This is a genomic window from Sulfitobacter sp. (assembly GCF_036961165.1).
Classification (GTDB): domain Bacteria; phylum Pseudomonadota; class Alphaproteobacteria; order Rhodobacterales; family Rhodobacteraceae; genus Sulfitobacter.
In genome coordinates this window covers 87,383-109,918 of record NZ_JBALVJ010000007.1, presented here as the reverse complement: position 1 = coordinate 109,918, position 22,536 = coordinate 87,383, and the positions used below count along the sequence as shown (strand labels likewise).

General features: G+C 55.9%; 24 protein-coding genes. 9 read left to right on the top strand and 15 right to left on the bottom strand.

The window, feature by feature from the left end:
* Window positions 1–195: 195 nt before the first annotated feature.
* The 4 genes from V7730_RS06035 to V7730_RS06020 all read right to left on the bottom strand — a co-directional run bounded on the left by V7730_RS06035 (window position 196) and on the right by V7730_RS06020 (window position 5,742).
* On the bottom strand, window positions 196–801 hold the full coding sequence (locus V7730_RS06035) for a hypothetical protein (RefSeq protein WP_335746693.1): 606 nt from the start codon (window positions 799–801) through the stop codon (window positions 196–198).
* Between the two features lie 168 nt (window positions 802–969).
* The gene (locus V7730_RS06030) at window positions 970–2,145 is read right to left on the bottom strand and encodes a M48 family metallopeptidase (RefSeq protein ID WP_335746692.1); all 1,176 of its coding nucleotides are present in this window, start codon (window positions 2,143–2,145) and stop codon (window positions 970–972) included.
* Window positions 2,142–3,458, bottom strand: a complete 1,317-nt coding sequence (locus V7730_RS06025) for a DUF898 family protein (RefSeq protein WP_335746691.1) — start codon at window positions 3,456–3,458, stop codon at window positions 2,142–2,144. Before V7730_RS06025 ends, V7730_RS06030 begins: the two co-directional genes overlap by 4 nt.
* On the bottom strand, window positions 3,439–5,742 hold the full coding sequence (locus V7730_RS06020; protein ID WP_335746690.1) for a DNA topoisomerase IV subunit A: 2,304 nt from the start codon (window positions 5,740–5,742) through the stop codon (window positions 3,439–3,441). Before V7730_RS06020 ends, V7730_RS06025 begins: the two co-directional genes overlap by 20 nt.
* 198 nt (window positions 5,743–5,940) lie before the next feature.
* Between V7730_RS06020 and V7730_RS06015 the strand changes: the two genes are divergently transcribed.
* The 6 genes from V7730_RS06015 to V7730_RS05990 all read left to right on the top strand — a co-directional run bounded on the left by V7730_RS06015 (window position 5,941) and on the right by V7730_RS05990 (window position 10,146).
* A complete protein-coding gene (locus tag V7730_RS06015) occupies window positions 5,941–6,513 on the top strand; it encodes an SH3 domain-containing protein (RefSeq protein WP_335746689.1) in 573 nt (190 codons plus the stop codon).
* 73 nt (window positions 6,514–6,586) lie between these two features.
* The gene (locus V7730_RS06010) at window positions 6,587–7,414 is read left to right on the top strand and encodes an SDR family NAD(P)-dependent oxidoreductase (RefSeq protein WP_335746688.1); all 828 of its coding nucleotides are present in this window, start codon (window positions 6,587–6,589) and stop codon (window positions 7,412–7,414) included.
* Between the two features lie 59 nt (window positions 7,415–7,473).
* Window positions 7,474–7,671, top strand: a complete 198-nt coding sequence (locus V7730_RS06005; RefSeq protein WP_335746687.1) for a twin transmembrane helix small protein — start codon at window positions 7,474–7,476, stop codon at window positions 7,669–7,671.
* A 5-nt stretch (window positions 7,672–7,676) separates the two neighbouring features.
* A complete protein-coding gene (locus V7730_RS06000) occupies window positions 7,677–8,249 on the top strand; it encodes a cob(I)yrinic acid a,c-diamide adenosyltransferase (protein ID WP_335746686.1) in 573 nt (190 codons plus the stop codon).
* Window positions 8,250–8,461: 212 nt separating this feature from the next.
* Window positions 8,462–9,220: an electron transfer flavoprotein subunit beta/FixA family protein gene (locus V7730_RS05995; RefSeq protein WP_335746685.1), complete on the top strand. Its 759-nt coding sequence runs from the start codon at window positions 8,462–8,464 to the stop codon at window positions 9,218–9,220.
* Window positions 9,220–10,146 (top strand): electron transfer flavoprotein subunit alpha/FixB family protein, encoded by a 927-nt coding sequence (locus V7730_RS05990; RefSeq protein WP_335746684.1) that lies wholly within the window; start codon window positions 9,220–9,222, stop codon window positions 10,144–10,146. The genes V7730_RS05995 and V7730_RS05990 overlap by 1 nt, the downstream gene beginning before the upstream one ends.
* Window positions 10,147–10,209: 63 nt before the next feature.
* Here V7730_RS05990 and V7730_RS05985 read toward each other — a convergent pair whose 3' ends face one another.
* On the bottom strand, window positions 10,210–11,034 hold the full coding sequence (locus V7730_RS05985; protein ID WP_335746683.1) for a DUF6473 family protein: 825 nt from the start codon (window positions 11,032–11,034) through the stop codon (window positions 10,210–10,212).
* A gap of 159 nt (window positions 11,035–11,193) precedes the next feature.
* On the opposite strand from V7730_RS05985, the gene V7730_RS05980 reads away from it, so the two are divergent.
* Entirely contained in the window at window positions 11,194–12,069 is an 876-nt protein-coding gene (locus tag V7730_RS05980) for a 3-hydroxybutyryl-CoA dehydrogenase (RefSeq protein WP_335746682.1), read from the top strand.
* A 9-nt stretch (window positions 12,070–12,078) separates the two neighbouring features.
* On the opposite strand, the gene V7730_RS05975 is transcribed toward V7730_RS05980, so the two are convergent.
* Genes V7730_RS05975 through V7730_RS05945 form a run of 7 tightly spaced genes read right to left on the bottom strand, consistent with a single transcriptional unit; the run spans window position 12,079 to window position 17,437 of the window.
* Window positions 12,079–12,954, bottom strand: a complete 876-nt coding sequence (locus V7730_RS05975; protein WP_443070191.1) for a lysophospholipid acyltransferase family protein — start codon at window positions 12,952–12,954, stop codon at window positions 12,079–12,081.
* A gap of 54 nt (window positions 12,955–13,008) precedes the next feature.
* Window positions 13,009–13,278 carry an HPr family phosphocarrier protein gene (locus V7730_RS05970; RefSeq protein ID WP_335746680.1) on the bottom strand — a complete coding sequence of 90 codons (270 nt, stop codon included), beginning with the start codon at window positions 13,276–13,278 and terminating at the stop codon, window positions 13,009–13,011.
* Between the two features lie 12 nt (window positions 13,279–13,290).
* Window positions 13,291–13,683: a PTS sugar transporter subunit IIA gene (locus tag V7730_RS05965; protein ID WP_335746679.1), complete on the bottom strand. Its 393-nt coding sequence runs from the start codon at window positions 13,681–13,683 to the stop codon at window positions 13,291–13,293.
* A complete protein-coding gene (gene rapZ / locus V7730_RS05960) occupies window positions 13,680–14,576 on the bottom strand; it encodes an RNase adapter RapZ (protein ID WP_335746678.1) in 897 nt (298 codons plus the stop codon). Before rapZ ends, V7730_RS05965 begins: the two co-directional genes overlap by 4 nt.
* Complete coding sequence (locus V7730_RS05955; RefSeq protein WP_335746677.1) at window positions 14,573–15,004, bottom strand: HPr kinase/phosphorylase; 432 nt, start codon at window positions 15,002–15,004, stop codon at window positions 14,573–14,575. Before V7730_RS05955 ends, rapZ begins: the two co-directional genes overlap by 4 nt.
* Before the next feature lie 3 nt (window positions 15,005–15,007).
* The gene (locus V7730_RS05950; RefSeq protein WP_335746676.1) at window positions 15,008–16,726 is read right to left on the bottom strand and encodes a sensor histidine kinase; all 1,719 of its coding nucleotides are present in this window, start codon (window positions 16,724–16,726) and stop codon (window positions 15,008–15,010) included.
* Between the two features lie 9 nt (window positions 16,727–16,735).
* Window positions 16,736–17,437, bottom strand: a complete 702-nt coding sequence (locus tag V7730_RS05945) for a response regulator transcription factor (RefSeq protein WP_335746675.1) — start codon at window positions 17,435–17,437, stop codon at window positions 16,736–16,738.
* A gap of 401 nt (window positions 17,438–17,838) precedes the next feature.
* On the opposite strand from V7730_RS05945, the gene V7730_RS05940 reads away from it, so the two are divergent.
* Entirely contained in the window at window positions 17,839–19,437 is a 1,599-nt protein-coding gene (locus V7730_RS05940) for a phosphoenolpyruvate carboxykinase (protein ID WP_335746674.1), read from the top strand.
* A 77-nt stretch (window positions 19,438–19,514) separates the two neighbouring features.
* On the opposite strand, the gene V7730_RS05935 is transcribed toward V7730_RS05940, so the two are convergent.
* Both V7730_RS05935 and V7730_RS05930 read right to left on the bottom strand, forming a co-directional pair.
* Window positions 19,515–20,231 carry a hypothetical protein gene (locus V7730_RS05935; RefSeq protein ID WP_335746673.1) on the bottom strand — a complete coding sequence of 239 codons (717 nt, stop codon included), beginning with the start codon at window positions 20,229–20,231 and terminating at the stop codon, window positions 19,515–19,517.
* A gap of 64 nt (window positions 20,232–20,295) precedes the next feature.
* Window positions 20,296–21,249, bottom strand: a complete 954-nt coding sequence (locus V7730_RS05930; protein WP_335746672.1) for a LysR family transcriptional regulator — start codon at window positions 21,247–21,249, stop codon at window positions 20,296–20,298.
* A gap of 127 nt (window positions 21,250–21,376) precedes the next feature.
* On the opposite strand from V7730_RS05930, the gene V7730_RS05925 reads away from it, so the two are divergent.
* Window positions 21,377–21,739: a helix-turn-helix domain-containing protein gene (locus V7730_RS05925; RefSeq protein ID WP_335746671.1), complete on the top strand. Its 363-nt coding sequence runs from the start codon at window positions 21,377–21,379 to the stop codon at window positions 21,737–21,739.
* Here V7730_RS05925 and V7730_RS05920 read toward each other — a convergent pair whose 3' ends face one another.
* Window positions 21,740–22,507: a sulfite exporter TauE/SafE family protein gene (locus V7730_RS05920; protein ID WP_335746670.1), complete on the bottom strand. Its 768-nt coding sequence runs from the start codon at window positions 22,505–22,507 to the stop codon at window positions 21,740–21,742. It lies immediately after the preceding gene.
* Window positions 22,508–22,536 lie beyond the last annotated feature (29 nt).

Genomic DNA, 22,536 nt, shown 5'->3' with positions numbered 1-22,536 from the left:
ATTGTGCCGATGTTGACGTGTGGTTTGTTACGTTCAAACTTTGCCTTTGCCATGGGGGCGCCCTTCCAAAAGTCCAAGGGCCCAACGCGGGCCCATATTGCGTATGGCGCGCGGCATATTTGGTCTGGCCGATAAAATCAAGCGGGTCTTGCCCTCTCGCTGCAGTTTCATGCCAAAGGGCCACAGCAAAAGGCGTCACTCGTCCTCGACCACGGCTGCGGCTGCGATCTCCGAATCTTCTGAAACGTCTTTTTTTGCAGCGCTACCGTTGAACCAGTCCTCTTCTCGGTTCTGGCGAACAAGGTAATTTTCGATTTGTTTAACCGCGTTCTGGCTAAGGTTCTTGAACTGCTCTTCAGCGGTCTTGGTATAGCCGGAACCGACCAACGGCCCCTGGTCCAGCGACTCGAATACCGTGATCTGATGCGCCTTGGAGTTAAGCTTTTTGTTCTTGGCGTCGTCCCAGACGGTAATGCGAATAATCATCACCGATTTTGGGGCCGCAACAACCGGAACACCCGGAGGGGCAAGGCAGTAGCCTTCGATGGAAACTCCGAAATGATAGAGGCGGTCGCCGTCATACCGCTCGAAACGTTCAGCCACGGCTTCTTGCAGCATTTTGGTCATAGTATCGGTGTCCATTTCGCGGCACAGCGGCACTTTCTGGACCTTCGGAGCAACGACGATGTTGTGGCCAAGGTGAAAGTCCCCCAGCGGCACGGCGGCTTTGTTAAGGTCGGAAGCGCCGTTACAAGCAGCCAGCGCGCCCACCAAAAGCATTGCGCCTGTTTTCCGCATCATCGTCATCCGACCCATTTCGCATTCCCTCCGAAATTGCTGGCACCGCGATACCTTAACCGCATGTTTGGTGCAATGCGCGCGCACAGTGGCAGGTATGGGCAAAGACCGTATGTTGTTAAGCGGACGCACAGAAGATTTCTGCCTGCCAAGTCAGGCTTCGTTATCTCGCTATTCATCATCGAAACTGGGCAACACTGTTTGGTCGCAAACAGCCTTCAGGGCCGACCATTCTTCATCCGACAGAATGTCGCTGTACTCCGATTCCGCAAGCGCGGCATCGCGGGATCGATCAATACGGCTCGACAAGGTCGGGTGGCTGACAAAATGCGAGACGACCCCTTCCGTATCGCCATATTTGGCCCGCAAACGTTCAAACATATCGCCAAGCGCGGCGGGCGAAACACCGGCATCTTCCAGCGCAACGTAAGCGAACTCGTCCGCGCCGGCTTCCGCGCCCTGCGCATAATTGGCACTGATCAGCTTCTCGGTCAGGAACAAGACGGCCGCCCCTCCCGCGAAGTCCCCGAACAGCAAGCCAAGGATACCTATAGAACCGGCAGAGCGCAGGGCATGTCGTGTCGGATCACGGTTCGCGACATGACCCGCCTCATGTGCCATGACCGCCGCGATCTCATTGGGGCTTAAAGCGGCATCAATCATGCCGCGGAAAAACACAACGTAGCCGCCCGGCAAAGCAAAAGCATTGACCATCTCGTGATCCAGCACGAATACCTTGATCGCGTCATCAGAGCCGCGCGGCACGCCGAGGCCCTCCAACATGGTCTCCAACGCAGCAAGGCCGAGTTCGTCCTCACAGGTAGGCAAAGGCGGCAAGCCTGTACCAGCCAGTGCCTGACGAATTTGTCCAAAGGTCGCCTCGCCCAGTGCCCGTTCTCCCGCAGGCGGAACGAAGGTGGCCAGCCTGTCGGCCAGCAATGGCACTAGCACGCCGATCTGAATTCCCACCCCAACGACCGCGGCCAGCGCCCATGCCGCTAGGCGAGCACGTCCCTTGGGCGGCGCGCGGCGTGTAAGTTTGGGCATGTGATGCAAGACAGCAAGGTCAGCCAAATGCAACCGCGCCAATGGATCGCCCATCCAGCGCAGGATGGCGCCGTCCCTACCGGCGATGTCTTCCAGCTTACGAATCTCGTCGAGTGGCCAGCGCACGCCTGCCAGATCACTCCCCGGCAGGCCGATTTCCAGAACCCGGGCCGGCGCATCAACCATTAACGTGACCGTGCGCGGAACAGGCGTGTCCCCGTCGAAATAGGAACTATGCAGGCCGTTGATTATGTTTCCCTGAACCTCAGACTGAGGAGGAAGATCAGGCGGCAGGGTCATATGGCAGCCCCCAAATCCAACGCCTCGGCAAAGCCTTCGGCCTCTGCGAATTCGTCGCGGGCACGCTGACTGACCTGCGCAAGACCGGCGACATTCAGAAGGCCAAGCGTCACAGCCATGTGCCGCATTAGAGCATAGGTCACGAAGGCGTGGTGCAACACGCCCCAAAACAAAAACACAGCCAGATAAAGCGCCGCGATAATCCCAACGGAAAGCCAACGCGGCAGGTCGCCAAATGGATCAGAGGTACCAATCTGCGCCTCCAAAAGCGCGCCCGATCCAAAAAACCCGAAAGCGACACCGACGATCCCAAGGATACCGAACACAAGGATCGAATAGGCAATCGTCGTTCCCAATACGTAGATCATCGAAATCCGCAGACCATTGAGCTTTGATCGCAGTTGCACGCCCGCGCAACGCTTGTGATCCGCCAGAATACGCTTGCTCACAAAGCGGTAGTGCACCGCGCCGTAGATCAGCCCCAAGGCCAGTGGCCCCAGCAAAACCATCCGCCAAATGCCCTGCCATCCAAGGACCGCAAAACCCAAAGTGTCCGGATCATCGAAACTGCTCATGATGTCCGCAAGCGGCGTCGCGCTGTCGGGGATCAGTGGATCGAGCCACACCAGCCAGCAAACAAGACCTGCCGTGAGCGCAAGCACGACAGCAAAAGGCACAGTGGCACGGTAAAGCATTGCCCAATGCCCGCCCTGCACCAGCTTGGCCGAGCCAAAGAAGGTACGGTCGGTTTTGTATTTTTCCAGCCAAAAAGTCATGCGCGGCCACAAAAGACCCAGCGTGCATATGGTAATGAGCCAATGCACCAGCGCGCGCCAAGCATAGCCCCAAGCCCCCGCCTCAAGCCCGAAGCGCACACCGCGCCAGCGCGTGCGCGCCAGAACGTAGCGCCGCGCACGGTACTGAGCATAAAACCAGATTGGAATGACCCCGAGAACGCTGCCAAAATACCCGACAACAGAGTTCTGAAACAATGAGAAGCTCACAAACATCAGCAACAGGTTCACGATGCCGATGTAGAAGGTCAGGAACACCACAGCGATGAAAAAGCCCAACAGCTTTTCCCACGGGTCGCCCACATACTCCAACGGGTGACCACCCGGACGGATCGCTGACCAGTACCAGCGGCGCAACCTCGTTTTCATCCAGAAACGGTAGAACCCAAGGCTTAGCACTGTCCAGAAACCGGATTTCAGCGCCAACCAGAACAGCGCAGAGCGGTTCCCGACAAACCACACGTCCAACCCCTGCTCAGGCAGGGGCGGAGGAGCGATATCAGGTAAACTTGTTGTCACGCGGGAAGCCACGAGGCGCCATGCGACCAGCGCTGGCACGTTTGCTGGTCCATTCGTCCAGTTTGGTCTGGGTGCGGGTACGGCCAGCCGGATCAAGCCAGCTTAGGCCATCGGCGCGCGTAAAGGTGATGGCATCGGACAGGCCGCCATCCTTGTACTTTTGTAGACGCACGCCCTTGCCACGGCCCATTTCGGGCAGCTCTTCAATGTCGAACACCAGCACTTTGCGGTTCTCGCCCACGGCAGCCACGCTATCACCGGTCACCGTTTTGCACACCAGTGCGCGCACGTCGCCGCGCACATTAAGAACCTGCTTGCCCGAGCGGGTCTGCGCGACGACCTCCGCCTCTGGAACGATGAAACCATCCCCTGCTGAAGACACGACCAAGAGCTTGCCATCGGGTTTGTGGATGAACAGATCGACCAGTTGCACTTCGTTGGGCAGATCCACAATCAGACGCAGCGGTTCACCCATACCGCGCCCTCCGGGCAGATTGGCGGCAGATACGGTGTAGAATCGCCCATTGCTGCCAAACGCCAGCAAACGGTCGGTCGTTTCGGCATGGAAGGTAAAGCGCGGGCCGTCCCCGTCTTTGAATTTCAGCTCGCGCGTGAGGTCGATGTGACCAGTCATCGCGCGAATCCAGCCCATTTCTGAACAAACAACCGTAATCGGTTCACGGTCGATCATTGCCTCCAGCGGCACATCTTCGATTTCGCCCGCCTCGGCAAAGGTGGTGCGGCGCGCGCCGCCTGCGTATTCCTTGCCGAACTGTTTTTTGGTTTCGCGGAGTTGGTCGGTGATGCTGTCCCACTGCAGGGTCTCATTTTCCAACAAGTCCTCAAGACCCGCGCGCTCTTCCATCAATTCGGACTGCTCGCGCAGCAGCTCAAGCTCTTCAAGGCGGCGCAAGCTGCGCAGGCGCATGTTCAGAATCGCTTCGGCCTGTACTTCGGACAACTCTCCATCGCCCGCAGGCGGAGAGACATAGTCCTTATCGTCGATCGCGCGCACATGGGACTTGCTCCAATCTTCGCGCATCAGCGCGTCCTTGGGCTCGTCATCATAGCGAATGATGTCGATCACACGGTCGAGGTTGAGGAAGGCGACGATAAAGCCCTCCAAGACCTCCAGACGGTGGTCGATCTTTTCCATCCGGTGACGAGAGCGACGCTCAAGCACTTCGCGTCGGTGATCAAGAAACGCACGCAGCACTTCCTTCATCGAGCAGACCTTGGGCGTGACCCCGTCGATCAGCACGTTCATGTTGAGCGAGAAGCGCACTTCGAGATCGGAGGCGCGGTACATCATGCCCATCAGCACTTCGGGATCGACATTTTTTGAGCGCGGCTCAAGCACCATGCGCACGTCTTCGGCGCTTTCATCGCGCACATCTGCCAGAATCGGGATCTTCTTGGTCTGGATGGCTTCCGCGATCTTTTCGATCAGTTTGGATTTTTGCACCTGATAAGGAATCTCGGTGACCACGATCTGCCACTGTCCACGGCCAAGGTCCTCGACCTCCCAGCGACAACGCAGGCGGAAGCCGCCTTTACCCGTGCGGTAAGCCTGTGCAATATTCTCTGCCGGTTCAACGATAATACCACCGGTAGGGAAATCCGGACCGGGCACGTATTTCAGCAACGTGTCATCACGTGCGTCAGGCGTTTTGATCAGATGGATACAAGCGTCACACAACTCGGCAATATTGTGGGGCGGAATATTCGTGGCCATGCCCACCGCGATCCCGCTTGAGCCGTTGGCCAGCAAGTTTGGGAACTGCGCAGGCAGCACCGAAGGCTCTGTTAGACGGCCATCATAGTTGTCGCGGAAATCGACAACATTCTCGCTCAGTCCCTCAAGCATCGCTTCGGCGACAGCAGTCATCCGTGCTTCGGTATAACGGCTTGCAGCGGGGTTATCGCCATCGATGTTACCAAAGTTACCCTGCCCGTCGACCAACGGGTAGCGGACGTTGAAGTCCTGCGCCAGACGCGCCATCGCATCATAGATGGCCGCATCACCGTGCGGGTGGAAATCACCCATGGTGTCGCCGCTAATCTTGGCGGACTTCAGAAAACCACCTGTGGAGTTGAGCCGCAGTCGGCTCATCGCATAGAGAATTCGGCGGTGCACAGGCTTCAGCCCGTCCCGCGCATCCGGCAGCGCACGGTGCATGATCGTGCTGAGCGCATAGGTCAGATAGCGATCCCCCAACGCACGTCGCAGCGGCTCTGAAGTTTCCTCGAAACGGGGGGGGACTGGTGTGGTTGTATCTGACATAAGTGCTGTGTAGCCGCGAGACAGACAGCCGACAAGCGTCTGGTTTTGGAATAATGACGCGCGCAGAACAAACCGTTGCTTTCGTGTGACGAGAAAACTTTCTTCCCTTTCCCCCTAAAAAAGAATCCCTTTCTTTGCTATGACAGCGGTGGGGGAAGCCAGACGTGTGGCTTCATAAGATTCTGCAGGAGCCACACCATGAAAACGTTTATTTTATTGACCTTTGGTTTTCTAGGTTTCGCCTTTTATGAAATGAGTGGCGGTGCGGAATTTGAACCGGCAAGCGCCCGCGTGGCCAAAGCTGCGCCAAAGGTCGCAGAAGCAAAACAAATCGTGGAAGCGACACCAAAAACAGGTAGTTCCGCGATCAACACAGCATCAATCACAAAAATTGACAGCACTCCCAACGTCACGCGCGCATCCCTAAACCTTGCAGATGCCAGCGAAGCGACTGCGCAGGCAACACAACAAATTGCGGCGGCAGCGACCGCAAAGGTGATCGATAGCGCGGACACACCGCAGATCATTCTGCCAAGCCTGATCGCGACAACCAACACACGCCCAAGCAGCGATGGCGACGTGCGTGTTGTCTCCGGCAACCGTGTGAATGTCCGCGGCGGCCCTTCCACTAATTATGGCATCGTCAGCAAACTTACCCGTGGCATTGAGGTTCGCATCCTCGAAGATAACGGCGATGGATGGGTGCGGATGCAGCCTCTGGACGGCGGCGAGGCGGGCTGGATGGCCGATTTCCTGCTCACTTCGGGCTGATATTTCCAAGGGCGATTGCCAAATCCCCGAAAAAAGCGCATTTCGGGCCTCGTCCCCGTACGAGGCCTTTTCCATGTCAAAACCTTCTATTCTAATTACTGGCTGTTCGTCAGGTATCGGCTATGCAGCAGCCTACGGTCTACGCGAGCGTGGCTGGCATGTTTATGCCGCCTGTCGGCAAGAACTGGATTGCGCGCGTTTGCGTGATGAAGGATTTGACAGCCCCCGCATCGACTACACCGATCCGGACAGCATCATCACAGCGCTTGCCGATGTGCTGGAGGATACCGGCGGCACGTTGGATGCAGTTTTCAACAACGGCGCACACGCGATTCCCGGCGCGGTCGAAGACCTGCCTACCGAAGCACTGCGCGAGATATTTGAGGCCAACTTTTTTGGCTGGCACACACTGACACGGGCCATCATTCCGATCATGCGCGCACAAGGGCATGGCCGCATTGTGCAATGTTCATCCGTACTGGGGCTTGTCGCGCTGCCATGGCGTGGTGCCTATAACGCGACCAAATTTGCGCTTGAGGGTTTGACCGACACCCTGCGCCTTGAGATGCAAGGCACAGGTGTTCATCCAATCCTGATTGAGCCGGGCCCGATCACCACCAAAATCCGCGCCAATTCGATACCCCACTTCGAGCGGTGGATCGACTGGGAAAACTCCGCCCGCTCGGACCAATACGAATCCGATCTTGCCCAACGGCTTTATGGCGAAGGCGGGCCGGATAAATTTGAGCTGCCCCCAGAGGCGGTCGTCAAGAAACTGATCCATGCACTCGAAGCACACCGCCCGCGGGCGCGCTATTATGTCACAACACCGACCTATCTGGCTGGAATATTGCGTCGCCTGCTGTCTACAAAGCTACTTGACCGCGTGATGAGCCGCTGAGGGGTTGCAGTGACCCAACGCACCGCTACATCGCGCAGTAGCACTGAAGGGAAACACCCATGTCTGATCCATTTTTTATTCTGGTTATCATCGCCATCATCGCAGTGGTCATTATTCTGCTGATGGGCTTGGGCGGATTTGCCGGCGGCGGCGCCTTCAACAAGGCGAACTCGAACAAGCTGATGCGATGGCGCATCATTGCACAATTCATCGCCGTAGTGCTGATCGTCATCTACGTCTATTTCTTCAAAGGGTAAGCATCATGGTGGTTCTGAACAAAATCTACACACGTACCGGAGACAAAGGTGACACCGCCCTTGGCAACGGAACGCGAGTGGCAAAGCACGATGTACGAGTCGAAGCCTACGGCACCTCGGATGAGCTGAACTGTTTTGTCGGCGTTGCACGCCTTCATGCTACGGGCGAGACCGACATCGCGCTTTCTCGCATCCAGAACGACCTGTTCGATCTGGGCGCAGATCTGTGCCGCCCCGACATGGAGAAGGACGCCGGGGCCGAATACCCGCCGCTGCGCATGATCGGCTCCCAAGTTGATCGTCTGGAAACAGAGATAGACGTGATGAATGCCGTCCTCGAACCGCTCCGCAGCTTTATCTTGCCCGGCGGCTCAGATCTTGCCGCGCATCTGCACGTCTGCCGGACAGTGGCCCGCCGAGCGGAGCGCCTTGCCACCCAGCTTGCCACTCTCGAAACTGTAAATGACGCCGCTGTGCGCTACCTAAACCGCCTTAGCGATTGGTTCTTCGTGGCCGCACGTGTGGCGAATAACAGCGGAAAAGACGACGTTTTGTGGGTCCCCGGCGCAAACCGCTGACTGGTACTGACATGCCAAAGACCACAGCAAACAAAGCCTCCCTGCGCAAGATTCTTGCGATTGGGCGGCCAAAAGAGAATGTAACGTGACGTGCCTCATCTGCCATGCGGCGATTTTGCTCTGTTTTGCGCGGGATTGCTTCGTTAGACATGGCCAAGATAAATTGACTGGCCCGCTCGGGGTCTGAGTCGCAACCAAGGAGATAATCGCTCATGAAGGTGCTCGTACCTGTCAAACGCGTGATCGACTATAACGTGAAAGTGCGCGTAAAAGCGGACGGTTCCGGTGTCGATCTTGCCAACGTCAAAATGTCCATGAACCCGTTTGACGAGATTTCGGTCGAACAGGCCATCCGTCTGAAAGAAGCTGGTCAGGCCGACGAGATTGTCGTCGTATCCATCGGCGTCAAGCAAGCACAGGAAACACTGCGTACAGCTCTCGCTATGGGCGCGGACCGCGCGATCCTAGTGGTTGCGTCGGATGATGTACACAACGACATTGAGCCGCTGGCAGTCGCCAAGATCCTCAAAGGTATCGTGGATGAAGAGCAGCCCGGCCTTGTCATGTGTGGCAAGCAAGCGATCGACAATGACATGAACGCAACGGGTCAGATGCTTTCGGCGTTGATGGGCTGGTCCCAGGCGACGTTTGCCTCAGAAGTTACGATCGAAGGTGACAAGGCTATTGTCACCCGTGAAGTTGACGGCGGTCTGCAAACAATCAAAGTCGGTATGCCAACAGTCATCACTGTTGACCTGCGCCTCAACGAGCCGCGCTATGCCTCCCTGCCCAACATCATGAAGGCGAAGAAAAAGCCGCTGGATGAAAAGACACCTGCCGACTACGGCGTGGATGTCACCCACCGTCTCGAAATCGTAAAAACTGTAGAGCCTGCCGCACGTGCCGCAGGTATCAAAGTAGGCTCGGTTGACGAGCTGGTGGCGAAACTCAAAGAAGCGGGGGCCGTGTAATGGCTGTTCTACTCCTTGCAGAAGTAAACGATGGCGAGCTGGCAATGGACGCAACGGCCAAGGCCGTGACCGCTGCGCAAAAGCTGGGTGATGTGACTGTATTGGCTTGTGGCGGCTCTGCTGCTGCGGCTGGTGAAGCTGCCGCCAAAATTGCTGGTGTGTCCAAAGTTCTGGTCGCCGAAGATGCGTCCCTTGGGCACCGTCTGGCCGAAACGACAGCAGCACTGATCGTTTCGCTGGCAGGTGACTACGATCACATCGTAGCTCCAGCGACGACAGATGCGAAAAACGTCATGCCCCGCGTTGCGGCGTTGCTTGACGTGATGATTATCTCCGACGCTTCCGGCGTTGTAGATGCAGACACGTTCGAGCGTTCGATCTATGCGGGCAACGCAATCCAGACAGTCAAATCCACTGATGCCAAGAAGGTTATCACCTTCCGCACATCGACATTTGACGCGGCTGGCGAAGGCGGTTCCGCCTCGGTCGAGACCATCTCTGCCGTTGCAAACCCCGGCCTGTCCGAGTGGGTCGAAGACAAAGTTGCTGCAAGCGATCGCCCAGAGCTGACATCAGCTGGTGTTGTTGTTTCGGGTGGCCGCGGTGTGGGTTCTGAAGAGAACTTCGCACTGATCGAGCAACTTGCCGATAAACTGGGTGCAGCTGTAGGTGCATCGCGCGCTGCGGTTGATTCGGGCTACGCGCCTAACGACTGGCAGGTTGGCCAGACGGGTAAAGTCGTCGCTCCGAACCTTTATGTCGCTGTCGGTATTTCCGGTGCGATTCAGCACCTTGCCGGTATGAAAGACAGCAAGATCATCGTCGCCATCAACAAAGACGAAGAAGCGCCTATCTTCCAGGTTGCTGACTACGGTCTGGTGGCTGACTTGTTCGAAGCAGTGCCGGATTTGATTGGCAAGCTTTGATCGGCGCAGACTGATCTGGGCCATTATGAAGGCCCGCCAGATATTGGCGGGCCTTTTTTCATTCTACATGAGCCGATCAAGCACAGGCAGTAGCGCCTGCGCCACAGCAGCATGAACACTTGGCGGCGCCACGGCTTTTGCGGCCTCTTCCTCAAGCGCGCTCACGATCATCCCTTCGTATCTTGTGTTCCCGTCGTCCAGGTTCGCGGGAACGTTGACGATTGCGCTTACAGTCCCTCGCAACCCTTCGATCATCGCGTCGTTCACCAACACAGGACCGAATCCCCGTCCCACGGGCCATGTTTGATCCCAAAGGTCACCACCAATGCGAAGGAGCACCACCTGCCCCCGGAGAGCGGCAATCAACTGGCGCATGCGCCGAAGCCAAGAACGCTGCAGGCTGCGGCGCACTGTGGAAAAGCGGTGACTGTCACGCTGGTGAAGGTCCGACAGCATATGCTGCGTGAAGTTGAACTGTGAAAAATCGACCTCCGGGTATAATTTTTGTAGATCCGGCGCTGTGCGCAGAAACCGGTCATTGCGGCGCGGATGCACAGAATAGAGCCTGTTGCTAAGATTGCTTGCGCCCAACACCTCCAACACTGTGATACGCGCACCGCTTGCCGCCCCCAACACCACCGGATCAGAAGCAAATACATCCAGCCCAGCATTCATCTGGCCTAAATTCACCGAAGTCACACCGGTCAAATGCTCCACCCTCAGCGGATAGGGCTGCTCAATGAACTTCCCAAACGTCTGCGTGCCCCCTAGGAAGGCAACATAGGGATCCTTCAACTCACGCTGCGGCCCCCGAAAAATCAATTTTGACGTGCCGTATTGGCACGGCAAATAGTCCAGAGCCCCTAGCCCCATTACATCATAGGTCATTACGCCCACCTTTTCTCTCACCCGAAGCCACAATTGTCAGGCGGCTCTTACGATTCGTTTAATGAGCAGTTTTGAGACAGTTTTTCCGGTGCTACAGCCCTTGCGGCGGTATGACTGTCCACCGTAAGCTACGGCAATCTCAGCAAAGGAACGCACCCCATGGACATCCAGACAATCGGCATCGTCGGCGCAGGCCAGATGGGTAACGGAATTGCACATGTGATGTCACTGGCGGGCTATGATGTGATGCTGAACGACATCAGCGAAGATGCCCTGAACTCCGCAATGGAAATCATGCGGGGCAATATGTCCCGTCAGGTTGGCCGCGGCAAGATCACCGAAGCAGACATGAACGCAGCGCTGGAGCGGATCAAAACCACGACCACGCTGATCGATCTGGGCCCCTCAGACCTTATCATTGAGGCCGCTACCGAGCGTGAGACCGTCAAACAGGCGATTTTTGAGGACCTGCTGCCGCACCTCAAACCTGAGACCATCCTGACATCGAACACGTCTTCGATCTCGATCACCCGTCTGGCAAGCCGCACGGATCGGCCTGAGAAATTTATGGGCTTCCACTTCATGAATCCCGTGCCGGTGATGCAACTGGTTGAACTGATCCGCGGGATTGCCACCAATGCGGAAACATTTGCCGCGTGCAAGGCCGTAGTAGACCGGCTGGAGAAGACCTCTGCCTCGGCCGAAGACTTCCCTGCCTTCATCGTGAACCGCATTTTGATGCCGATGATCAATGAGGCCGTTTACACGCTTTATGAAGGCGTCGGTAACGTTGAGTCCATCGATAGCTCTATGAAACTGGGCGCCAACCACCCGATGGGGCCGCTGGAACTTGCTGACTTTATCGGACTGGATACATGTCTTGCGATCATGAACGTGCTGCATGACGGTCTGGCCGATACCAAGTATCGCCCCTGCCCGCTGCTAACCAAATACGTTGAAGCCGGTTGGCTGGGCCGCAAAACCCAGCGCGGGTTCTATGATTATCGAGGTGAAGTGCCGGTGCCTACACGCTGATAGGGAGGCTCAATTACCATCCAGCCCCAACGTGCGCACCCGGAGCCACGCCATAAATGCACGAGGGTCGTCAACTCGTGCGTCAATCTCGGACTGGGGGATGGGCCCTCCGACAATCGGGGCCTGAGGCTTGTTACAGCTTTGCACGATCTCATGCAGCAAAAGCCCCTGCCGCAGCATTGGCGAAACCTGATTGGCGATTTGGTAGGCACGACTGTTCTGGCCGGGAAACTTCAACGGCACAACCTGAGCGCCCGAGCGGCGGATCATCTTGGCGGTAAAGACGTTCCACTCCGCCTCGATTGCGGGGCCCCACCATGTCTCTGACGTTGCGACCACGCCAGAGGGGAACAGCGCCACGACGCCGCCGTCCTTCAAGTGCGCCATCGCCTTGGCGCGCATTTCAACGCCTTTGCGCTGCGCGTCAGGATCATGCGGGAAGGGAACAGGGATCATGTAGCTTCCCGCGACCTCGTCGATCGAGGTCAACAACGAGCGCGTCAGGATACGGTAATCAGGTCGTACACGGCCGATCAAATCTGCAAAGATCATCCCGTCCACCATCCCGTGGGGGTGGTTGGCCACAACAATCACAGGACCCTCTTTCGGGATCAGATCAAGCTGCGCCTGCGGTGTCGTCAGGTCGATCCCCATCGTATCCAACGCTGCCCGCCAAAACCCCTGACCGCTTGGTGCGTCAAGTTTTTCAAACTGGCGGGTCATCTGCAGAATTTTCAATTTCCCAGTAAACAGCTCGATCGCAGAAATCATTCGCGACTTCCACGGGTCTTCGAAAGTCGAGGCATACGACAGGCTACGCCGGTCATAGCGGTTGAAACTCACTTGCGCAGTTTCCTCACCATCGGGTGCGTCGGAACCAACGATCTGAGTTTTCTCTGTCAAGTAAGGTACCCTCGCTGCCACTTCAGGCGCGGTACGTTACATGCCCTCGCCAAATTTGTCGGCCACCAGCGCGGTCAGAGCGCCGGCAAGCGCCTCTGCATCAGGGCCGGAGGTTTCCACGTCAATAAAGCTTCCCTTGGCCGCTGCCAACATCAAAAGCCCCATAATACTATCGCCAGACGCGTTCATACCGTCCTTTGACACCTCAGCGCTGGCGTCAAAGCCTTCGACGACTTCGACCAGCTTCGCGGAGGCGCGTGCGTGCAAACCTTTTTCGTTCACGATCTCAAGAGTGATATTGGTCATGGGTTTGCCCTGTTATTCCGTACTGACGTTTTGTGCATCAATATATTTCTTGCCAGCTTCAAGCGCGGCGCGAACTGCGTCCGTTACTGGTTTGTCCCGGCTTTTCGCCAGCTTGATAAGCATGGGAAGATTTGCACCATACAGAATCCGACGCCCTGCCGGCTGACACGCCAACATGCTGAGGTTCGATGGAGAACCACCAAACAGATCCGTGACCACAACAACGCCATGCCCCATATCGACAGCATCAGCGGCTTCGCAAATTTCGGCTTGCTTGGCCAAGCGGTCATGGTCAGCGCGAATTTCAATCGCACGTACACCGTTCTGGGACCCGACCACATGCTCGATCGCCGCAAGATACTCGCGGGCCAGTCCACCGTGTGCCACGATCACAATACCAATCACGTATCTTGCGTCCCTGTTCGTTGCCGCGCGCTTAACTCTCTGTGCCTTATTGACACCTGCCAGCCCTCCTCTGCAAGCCGCAAAGCATGGCTTTCAGCAAGGGTGACTGACCGATGCTGGCCGCCGGTGCAACCGAAGGCGATGGAAAAGTGGCTTTTGCCCTCTTCGCGGCAGGCGGGCAGGATGAGCAAGCTAAGATCGAGAACCTTCTGCGCGAACTCATGATAGCGCTTATCGGTCGCGACGTGCGAAGCCACGCGCGGATCGGTCCCGTTCAGATCGCGCAAACTAGGCTCCCAATAGGGATTTTTAAGGAAGCGACAGTCGTAAACCATGTCAACAGAGCGCGGCAGACCACGCTTGTAGGAGAACGATTGCACCGTCACGGTCATATGCCGTTTGCCGCCGGGGGCAAACCAATGCTCCACCTCCGCACGAAGTTCATGCACGTTCAAATCTGACGTATCAATCAACACGTCTGCCCGCGCACGCAAAGGCGCGAGCAAGTCCTGTTCCGCCTCGATCCCTTCGCCCGGACGGTCCGCAGGCGCCATCGGGTGGCGGCGGCGCGTCTCGGAGAAACGGCGCAAAAGAACATCTGTGCTGCAATCCAGAAAAACCAACTCGGCCACGATGCCTGGACGGGTCGCGAGGGTGCCAAGAAGATTGATGACCGTGTTTGTGGAAAAGTCGCGATTGCGGGCATCAATGCCAAGGGCAAGTGGACGGGTCTGGTCCGGCTCGTCAAACAACAGAGGGAGCAGTCGCATTGGCAGGTTATCGATCACCTCGAATCCTGCATCTTCCAACACGTTTAACGTCGAAGACCTACCAGCGCCTGAAGGCCCGGTGACAAAGACGATGCGGCGAAGGGATTGGTCAGGAGAAGTCATGATACCTCGGGTCCGGTATCTTCAAGATAAGCTAGAAGCGCGACAGGGAAATAGGGTGCGTCAACTTTGTGCAGGCATCGCACCGGTATGTCCAGCAGTGTGGCGCTACGGATATGCGGAAGGCGCATCGTTTCGATCACACCCATGTCAACCACCAGCTGCACCACTGCTTGCTCGACGTAGGCCACATGAAGTATTCCGATGCCCCGCGCCTCGATCATTCCAGCGATAGTAGGAGGCGGCGTCGCACGGACTTTTCCGTTGTCCGAGGTAAGATGCGTGCGGTCATCCGAAACAAGCACTGCTCCCAGAGCCATAAGCTGGAGCGCCAAAGACGATTTGCCGCTGCCTGCAGCACCCGTGATCAGAACGCCTTTGCCTGCCATGTCGACACAGGTGCCATGCACGATCAGGCCATCGTCTGTCATGGTCTAAATCGGCAGACCCACGACGAAACGCGCGCCGAGCGGGTCAGAAGTGATATCAGCATCGGTCGGACGGATATTCTCGGCCCAGATCACACCACCATGCGCTTCGACGATCTGCTTTGAGATCGCAAGCCCGAGACCGGAGTTGTTACCGAAATGCTCGTCGGGGCGTTGGGAATAGAAGCGTTTGAAAATCTTGCCGAGTGCCTGATCGGGAATGCCCGGGCCCGTATCTTCTACAACGATCAAAACACGGTTTTCACGCTTGCGCGCCCAGACGCGGATCGCATCGCCGTCTTCACAGAATGAAATCGCATTGGCAATCAGGTTTACAAAAACCTGTGCAAGACGAGCTTCTAGCCCCTGCACAACAATGGGATCTTTTGGCAAATCAACTATAAAGTCTATGCCCTTACCCTTGGCGTCCTCACCCAGATACTGGCCCAAATTCCCGAGCATGTTCACCAAATTGAACGGCTCTTCCTCTTCTTTCACCAGCTCGCTATCAAGCCGCGAAGCGTTAGAGATATCGCTGACCAAACGGTCAAGGCGGCGCACATCGTGGTCAATCACGTCCAGAAGTTTATCGCGCTGGTCCTCGCGTTTGATCATCCGCAACGTCCCAACAGCCGAGCGCAGGGACGCAAGCGGGTTCTTGATCTCATGCGCCACATCTGCGGCGAACTGTTCGTTGCCCTCAATCCGGTTGTAAAGCGCCGACACCATACCGCGCAAAGCGGCTGACAGGCGACCAATCTCATCCGGACGTGCAGTCAGATCAGGTATGCGGATTCGGCCGGGGTTCATCTTGCGCGCGTCTTTGTCGCGCCCCAATTCAGCCGCTGCGGCCAGATCGGCCAAAGGGTTTGCAATGGTCGAGGCTAAAACAAGGCTTAGACCAATAGAAACAAGCGTTGCGATAATGAACATCTGGAGGACACGCTCGCGTTCTCCGCGCACTAGGCGGTCAATCTCACCACTGGCGCTTGCGATGGCAACCGCGCCCACAGCAGCACCGTCAAGCTCGATAGGCGTGGCGACGGCCAGCAGCGTAGCACCCGCCTCGTCGCGTTCTTCTTTAATCTGCGCGCCGTTCACGAGAGCGGCTGCGATTACCGGTTTCAGCCGGTCTTCGATAGATACTTCCTGTGCGTCACCTCGAAACGGGGACGATACGGCATCCCACAGCCAACTTAATCCATCAGTCAAGATAGTCTTGCTCTCGACGCCGTCCGCACGACCTTCTGCGCGGGCATCACTGCCGCCTTCAAATCGAGAGATCAAAACACCGTCCGGATCGAAGACAAAGACTTGAATCCCGCTGCGCAGATCAAGCCCCAACAGGGTCTTGTGGACATCCACACCTTCACCAACTGACAGATCAACAGATTGTCCTTCGGGCAGCTGCGCTTCGATCACATCTGCAATCAACTCTGCCTCGGAAACCAGTGAAGCTGCACGTTGCACCGCAAGGCTTTCGCGCGATGAATTCAGGTAAAGAATTCCGGCGACAAGCACATTCAAAGCAATCAGATTGAATGTGATGATCTTCCGCGTCAGCGGTGACGCACGCAACGAAAACAGCCCCCGCCGTTCCCGGCGAGCTCTGATCTCATTTGGCGCAGCACTGTCCGGGGCGACCCAATCGTCGCCCAGAACAACATCACCATCACGTCTTGCGGGTGTCAGATCGCGCACGAATTTCCTTTCGGCAATCGCCATGATACCAGATCATTCTTCGTTATATCTGTAACCGATCCCGTAGAGTGTCTCAATCGCGGAGAATTCGTCATCCGCAGTCCGCATTTTCTTACGCAGACGTTTGATGTGGCTGTCGATCGTACGGTCGTCTACATAAACCTGATCGTCATAAGCCACGTCCATCAACTGATCGCGTGATTTAACAAAACCGGGGCGTTGGGCCAGCGCCTGCAAAAGCAGGAATTCCGTGACTGTCAGAGATACGTCTTTGCCTTTCCAGCTGACGGCATGACGCAATGGATCCATGCGCAAATCGCCACGCTCCATCACCTTGGTCTCTTCGGTATCGCCCACCTCGTCAGTCGCCACCGCCTCCTGACGACGCAGAAGGGCGCGAATACGCTCAACAAGCAAACGCTGAGAGAAAGGTTTTTTCACATAATCGTCGGCGCCCATGCGCAGGCCCAGAACTTCGTCAATCTCGTCATCCTTGGACGTGAGAAAGATCACCGGCATCGCGCTTTTTTGGCGCAAACGTTGGAGCAGGTCCATCCCATCCATGCGCGGCATCTTGATATCCAGCACGGCCATATCGGGCATTCGCTTGTTAAACGCGTCCAATGCGGCCTGACCGTCATTATAAGTTTCCACCTCAAAGCCTTCGGCTTCAAGAGTCATCGAGACGGACGTCAGGATATTCCTGTCGTCGTCGACCAATGCAATTTTTGACATTGCCTGTTTCCTTGTGCTGCTCAATGTATTTTTGTTTTTCCAAGCATTGATCACTCCTTTTGCTGTCGAATCAATCCCAAAGTGCGAATCGGCGGGCTATACTGACATATTTCAGCCATAATTTATTTAGGAATGGCTAAATTACCTCACCTTGCGCTTGCTGAATTCAACTCAGTAGACCCGTTAGACGTCCGTCAGCACCGCACACAGGCAAAACCGCGCCATTGTGTCGCGTCCTGCGGCAATTGGCAAAGTGGTGGCGCTAACTATGCAAACGCGCCTGTTCAACCTGTAAATCATCGTGTTAAGAGGCCGATATTCCATTGATGCCCGCGTGCGTTTGGTCCCGGGCATTCCCCATTACGCTGCGCGAGATGCGCAGTTTCCAAAGGAGACATTGCATGCAAACCGGACGGGTAAACCCTAACTTCAGCCTCGACGATCAAGGGATCACAGGGCTCGGCAATGTATATTACAACCTCATGGAACCTGCGCTGATTGAGACCGCTCTCAAACGCGATGAGGGGACACTGGGCAAGGGTGGCGCATTTTTGGTGACCACCGGAAAATTCACTGGCCGCTCACCCAAAGACAAACATGTCGTGATGAGCGACAGCGTAAAAGACACGATCTGGTGGGAAAATAACGCCGAAATGTCCGAGGCGGGCTTCGACGCTTTGTATGAGGACATGCTGGCCCACATGAAGGGCGGCGATTATTTCGTTCAGGACCTTGTTGGCGGCGCGGACCCCAAACATGCGATCAACGTTCGTTTTGTGACCGAACTGGCATGGCACGGCCTGTTCATCCGCCACATGATGCGCCGTCCCGACCGCGATCAACTGGACGACTTTCTGGCTGACTTTACCGTAATCAACTGCCCCAAGTTCTCGGCCGATCCGAAGAAGCATGATTGCCGCTCCGAGACAGTCATCGCGATGAACTTCGACCGCAAGATGATCCTTATCGGCGGAACAGAGTACGCAGGCGAGAACAAGAAATCTGTCTTCTCCCTGCTGAACTACCTGCTGCCCGGAAAAGGCGTGATGCCGATGCATTGTTCGGCCAACCACGCGGTGGGCAATCCTGTCGATACAGCTATCTTCTTTGGCTTGTCGGGCACGGGTAAAACGACCCTATCCGCTGATCCCGAGCGTATCCTAATCGGCGATGACGAGCATGGCTGGTCCGACACTGGCACCTTCAACTTTGAAGGAGGTTGCTACGCCAAGACGATTAGCCTCAGCGCCGAAGCAGAGCCTGAAATTTACGCGACGACAGAGAAATTCGGAACCGTGATCGAAAACATGATCTACGATGACGAAACCAAAGACCTTGATTTCGACGATGACAGCCTGACGGCCAACATGCGCTGCGCGTATCCGCTGCACTACATCTCAAACGCTTCCAAAAAGGCGATTGGTGGCCACCCGAAGAACATCATCATGCTGACGTGCGATGCCTTCGGTACGCTGCCACCCATCGCACGCCTGACACCAGCGCAAGCGATGTACCACTTCCTGTCCGGCTTCACCTCGAAGGTAGCAGGCACAGAACGTGGTGTGACTGAGCCAGAACCGACCTTCTCTACCTGCTTTGGCGCACCGTTCATGCCACGCCGTCCCGAAGTCTATGGCAACCTGCTGCGTGAAAAGATCGCCCAACACGGCGCGACCTGCTGGCTGGTCAACACCGGCTGGACCGGTGGCGCTTACGGAACCGGCTCTCGTATGCCGATCCGTGCTACACGTGCGCTGCTGACGGCCGCCCTTGACGGGTCGCTTGTGGCTGGCAAATTCCGCGTGGACGAAAACTTCGGCTTTGAAGTGCCCGTTTCTGTCGAGGGAGTAGCAGACATCTTGCTGGACCCACGTCGCACTTGGGACAATCCAGAAGCGTATGACCGCCAGGTGACAAAACTGGTGAAAATGTTCGCCGACAATTTCGAACAATACATGCCGCATATTGACGATGAAGTTAAAGCCGCTGTCATTCGCTAAATCGGCAATGAGATGTAAAGAAGGGCCGCTGTTCGGGCAGCGGCCCTTCTTTATTCAGCTATTACAATTTTAAATATTCAGGCTGCCATCTCGACCAAATCGTTGAGAGGCAACTCCAACACGTAATGTAGGTCTTCTCGGTCCATATAGGCCATGAACCCCTCAATCGGCACATCATTCCCCTTCAGGAACCAGCGCAGCGCGCCAGGCTGGGTGTGCATCCACCCTGTACGCTCCGCGAGGCCTTTAAACGCGATGCCCTTTGCCATGAACGCCACAATGTGGTCGGGATCCCAATGCTGAATCGCTTCAAAGAAACCATAACGCCCCAGAACGCAGGACATGCCCTGCCCCCGCAGGCTTTCCGCACCAGGCGCGATCCAGAACTCTCCATGATAGGCCACGGACCCGAACATCCGCATAGCCCCCGGCCCTGCACGGAACCGCGAACGTTCAAGATCAAGCGTCCGAACGGATGGCGGATACTCACGGAAACGGCGAGTAAAATACTCTCCGACTGAGAGCGAATGATTTTCAAGCATTCGTAAAGCTTGTGTATGAACAACCTTGCCTGCCGTGTTACGCCCGACGATCCAAAGGGCATTCTGCGCCGTCATTTCACGGAGTCGTGGATCATAAGGGGCTCCCAGTTCATGATCGGGACGCGCTTCTTTCAATAAACTGCGGTACTCTTCAAAATCATACCCGACCTCCAGTGTTACGCCATATCGCTGGAAAATTTCGGCACTATTGGCAACAAAACGGTCGCCAGTTTGCATCTTGATAAGTGTCATTTGGAATCGCCTTTTGCTCCGGTACACGCTTAGGTTACCGGATTGCGCGAAAAAACACCCGAATTTATGTTTCCTTTACGAAATCCACCCTTGCTTTGTCAGAGACCTGATCCAAAAGGCACTTGTCCACGTCTGTAATGAGTATCTCTTCCGCCCGATCTACGACTGAAATAATCGCGGGCGATCCGTCAGGCATTTGGACACCCAAGAGCAATCTGTCGAAAGCAATATATTGCATCGGCCCATCGCCGCTGAGACGCATTTTGCTTATAATTTGATCTATCCTGACACCATGGCTCTCGCTCACGTCAGTGAACGGAGCCGTAGCGAGGCTCATAAACTGCTCACCGCCGGGAAACTGATTAAGATTCCGCCCAATGCTGCTACGCGCTTCAGCCCACCCATACCAATTGGAGTAAAAGGACTTCTCCCCGACTTCGACGCAAATCCAGCTGTCAGCAATGTCGCGGTAGGCCAGAATGTAAGGCCGGACGTGCAGCATCCCCTTACTTTCAAGCCTGCCCTCACTCTGCGTCCAGGCCTTCAGCGCCTCGCGCAACAACTCTGACCTGCCTGACCAAATCCGGCTCATCGGAAGCTGCTGCTGGTGAAAAACCCAGCCGGTATCGCCTTCGAAAGACACCCGCAGCATGCCATCTACATCCTGAAATTGACCCTGCAACCAAACGCTTCCTTGATCAAGAAGCAGTCGGGCCGGCGCCAACGCACGCGTGCCGTGATCTGTTAATGTATAGCGGCGCTGCTGAATATCGAAGAGCTTGTGACCCATCGCTTCTTCTAGCTGACCGATATGACGACGCACGGTCTGGCGGGTGCTGCCCAATTCCTCAACAGCCTGAGACAAATTCAGAGTGTGCGCCAAACCGGAGAAAGAACGCATCATTTCATACAGCAAGGCCGGAGCAGGCTCTCGCTTTTTTTGAGGTAGAGATATTTTCAAATTTGATCCCATCCAAAATATTGACCACAAATCACCCATTAGGGCAACGAAAATCATCCGTTGTCGTGACGGCAATCGTTCATATATCTGACATAAATTGATCGAAACTTAATAAATCTATCCAATTGATCGAATGAGCGATTTTTCGCAAAATTGCACTCACACAACCAGAGGTTAATTATTTATGGCGCATCCAGTAGACGTACATGTCGGGCGAAAGCTCAGAGAAATGAGAACACTCCGTCGCTATTCGCAAACCGACGTCGCACAACGTCTTGGACTTTCGTTCCAGCAAATTCAGAAATACGAAATCGGATCAAATCGAATCGCGGCGAGCCGCCTTTTTGAATTAGGTCAGATATTCGAAGTTTCACCCGCCTATTTCTTTGAAGGGCTTTACGAAGATGCACACAGCAGTGTTTCCACCCGCGATACTGGGATGGAAATTGTAAACGCTCTGGCCTCTATTCAGGACGACAAAGTGAAATCTCGAATCGTGACGTTTATCGAAGATGTTTCTGGCATGACGGTGGCTCGGCAGGGGTAATCACCCCAGCCACGCCCGCCGGATCAGGTTTAGACCTGCAACCAAAAGCACAAACAGCGTCAAGCGGCGAAAAGCGGTCTGGTCGATTCGGTCCATGACCGATATCCCGATCGACATCCCGAGATACGCAGTTGGTACCATCGCCAGCGAGAAGCCTATCGTCTCGGCGCGTAATACGCCCGAGCCGACATGTGCTGCAAGCAACGCGACAGCACCGAGCCCATAGATCACGCCCTGAACCCGCATCTGGTCTTGCTTAGGTGTGTTCAGCGCAGTCAGGTACGCGACCGTTGGCGGCCCCCAGATACCAGAAAGCCCTCCCAGCGCGCCGGCAATAGTACCGGCAGTTACTTCGACCCGCATGTCGCGACCAGAGAGCTTGAACGTATACCCCACCAATTGCAGCAGCGCGAAGAAGGTCACTGGCACGCCTATAACACCTAGCATAACCTGATCCGGAAACACCCGGACAAGTTGTGCACAGGCGATCAGCGTCACACCGCCGCAGGCAAGAAACACGCGAAACTCAATAGTAGAACGGACGGCGGCCTGCATCCCTTGCCGCAGCGCCTGATGCGCATTGGTAACGAGGGTCGGCGCGATCAACCCTGCCAAGGCAAGCTCGGGAGGCATGAAGGTTGTGAGGCCCGAAATAAAGACCAATGGCATAGCGAATCCGACCACGCCTTTGACAAATCCCGCGAGAATCGCAATCAAAGCAGCAAGGCCAAGCTCGTATGGTGATAAAAGCGGGAAAATTGTGTCCATGGCCCTACATATCAAATGACATTCTCGAC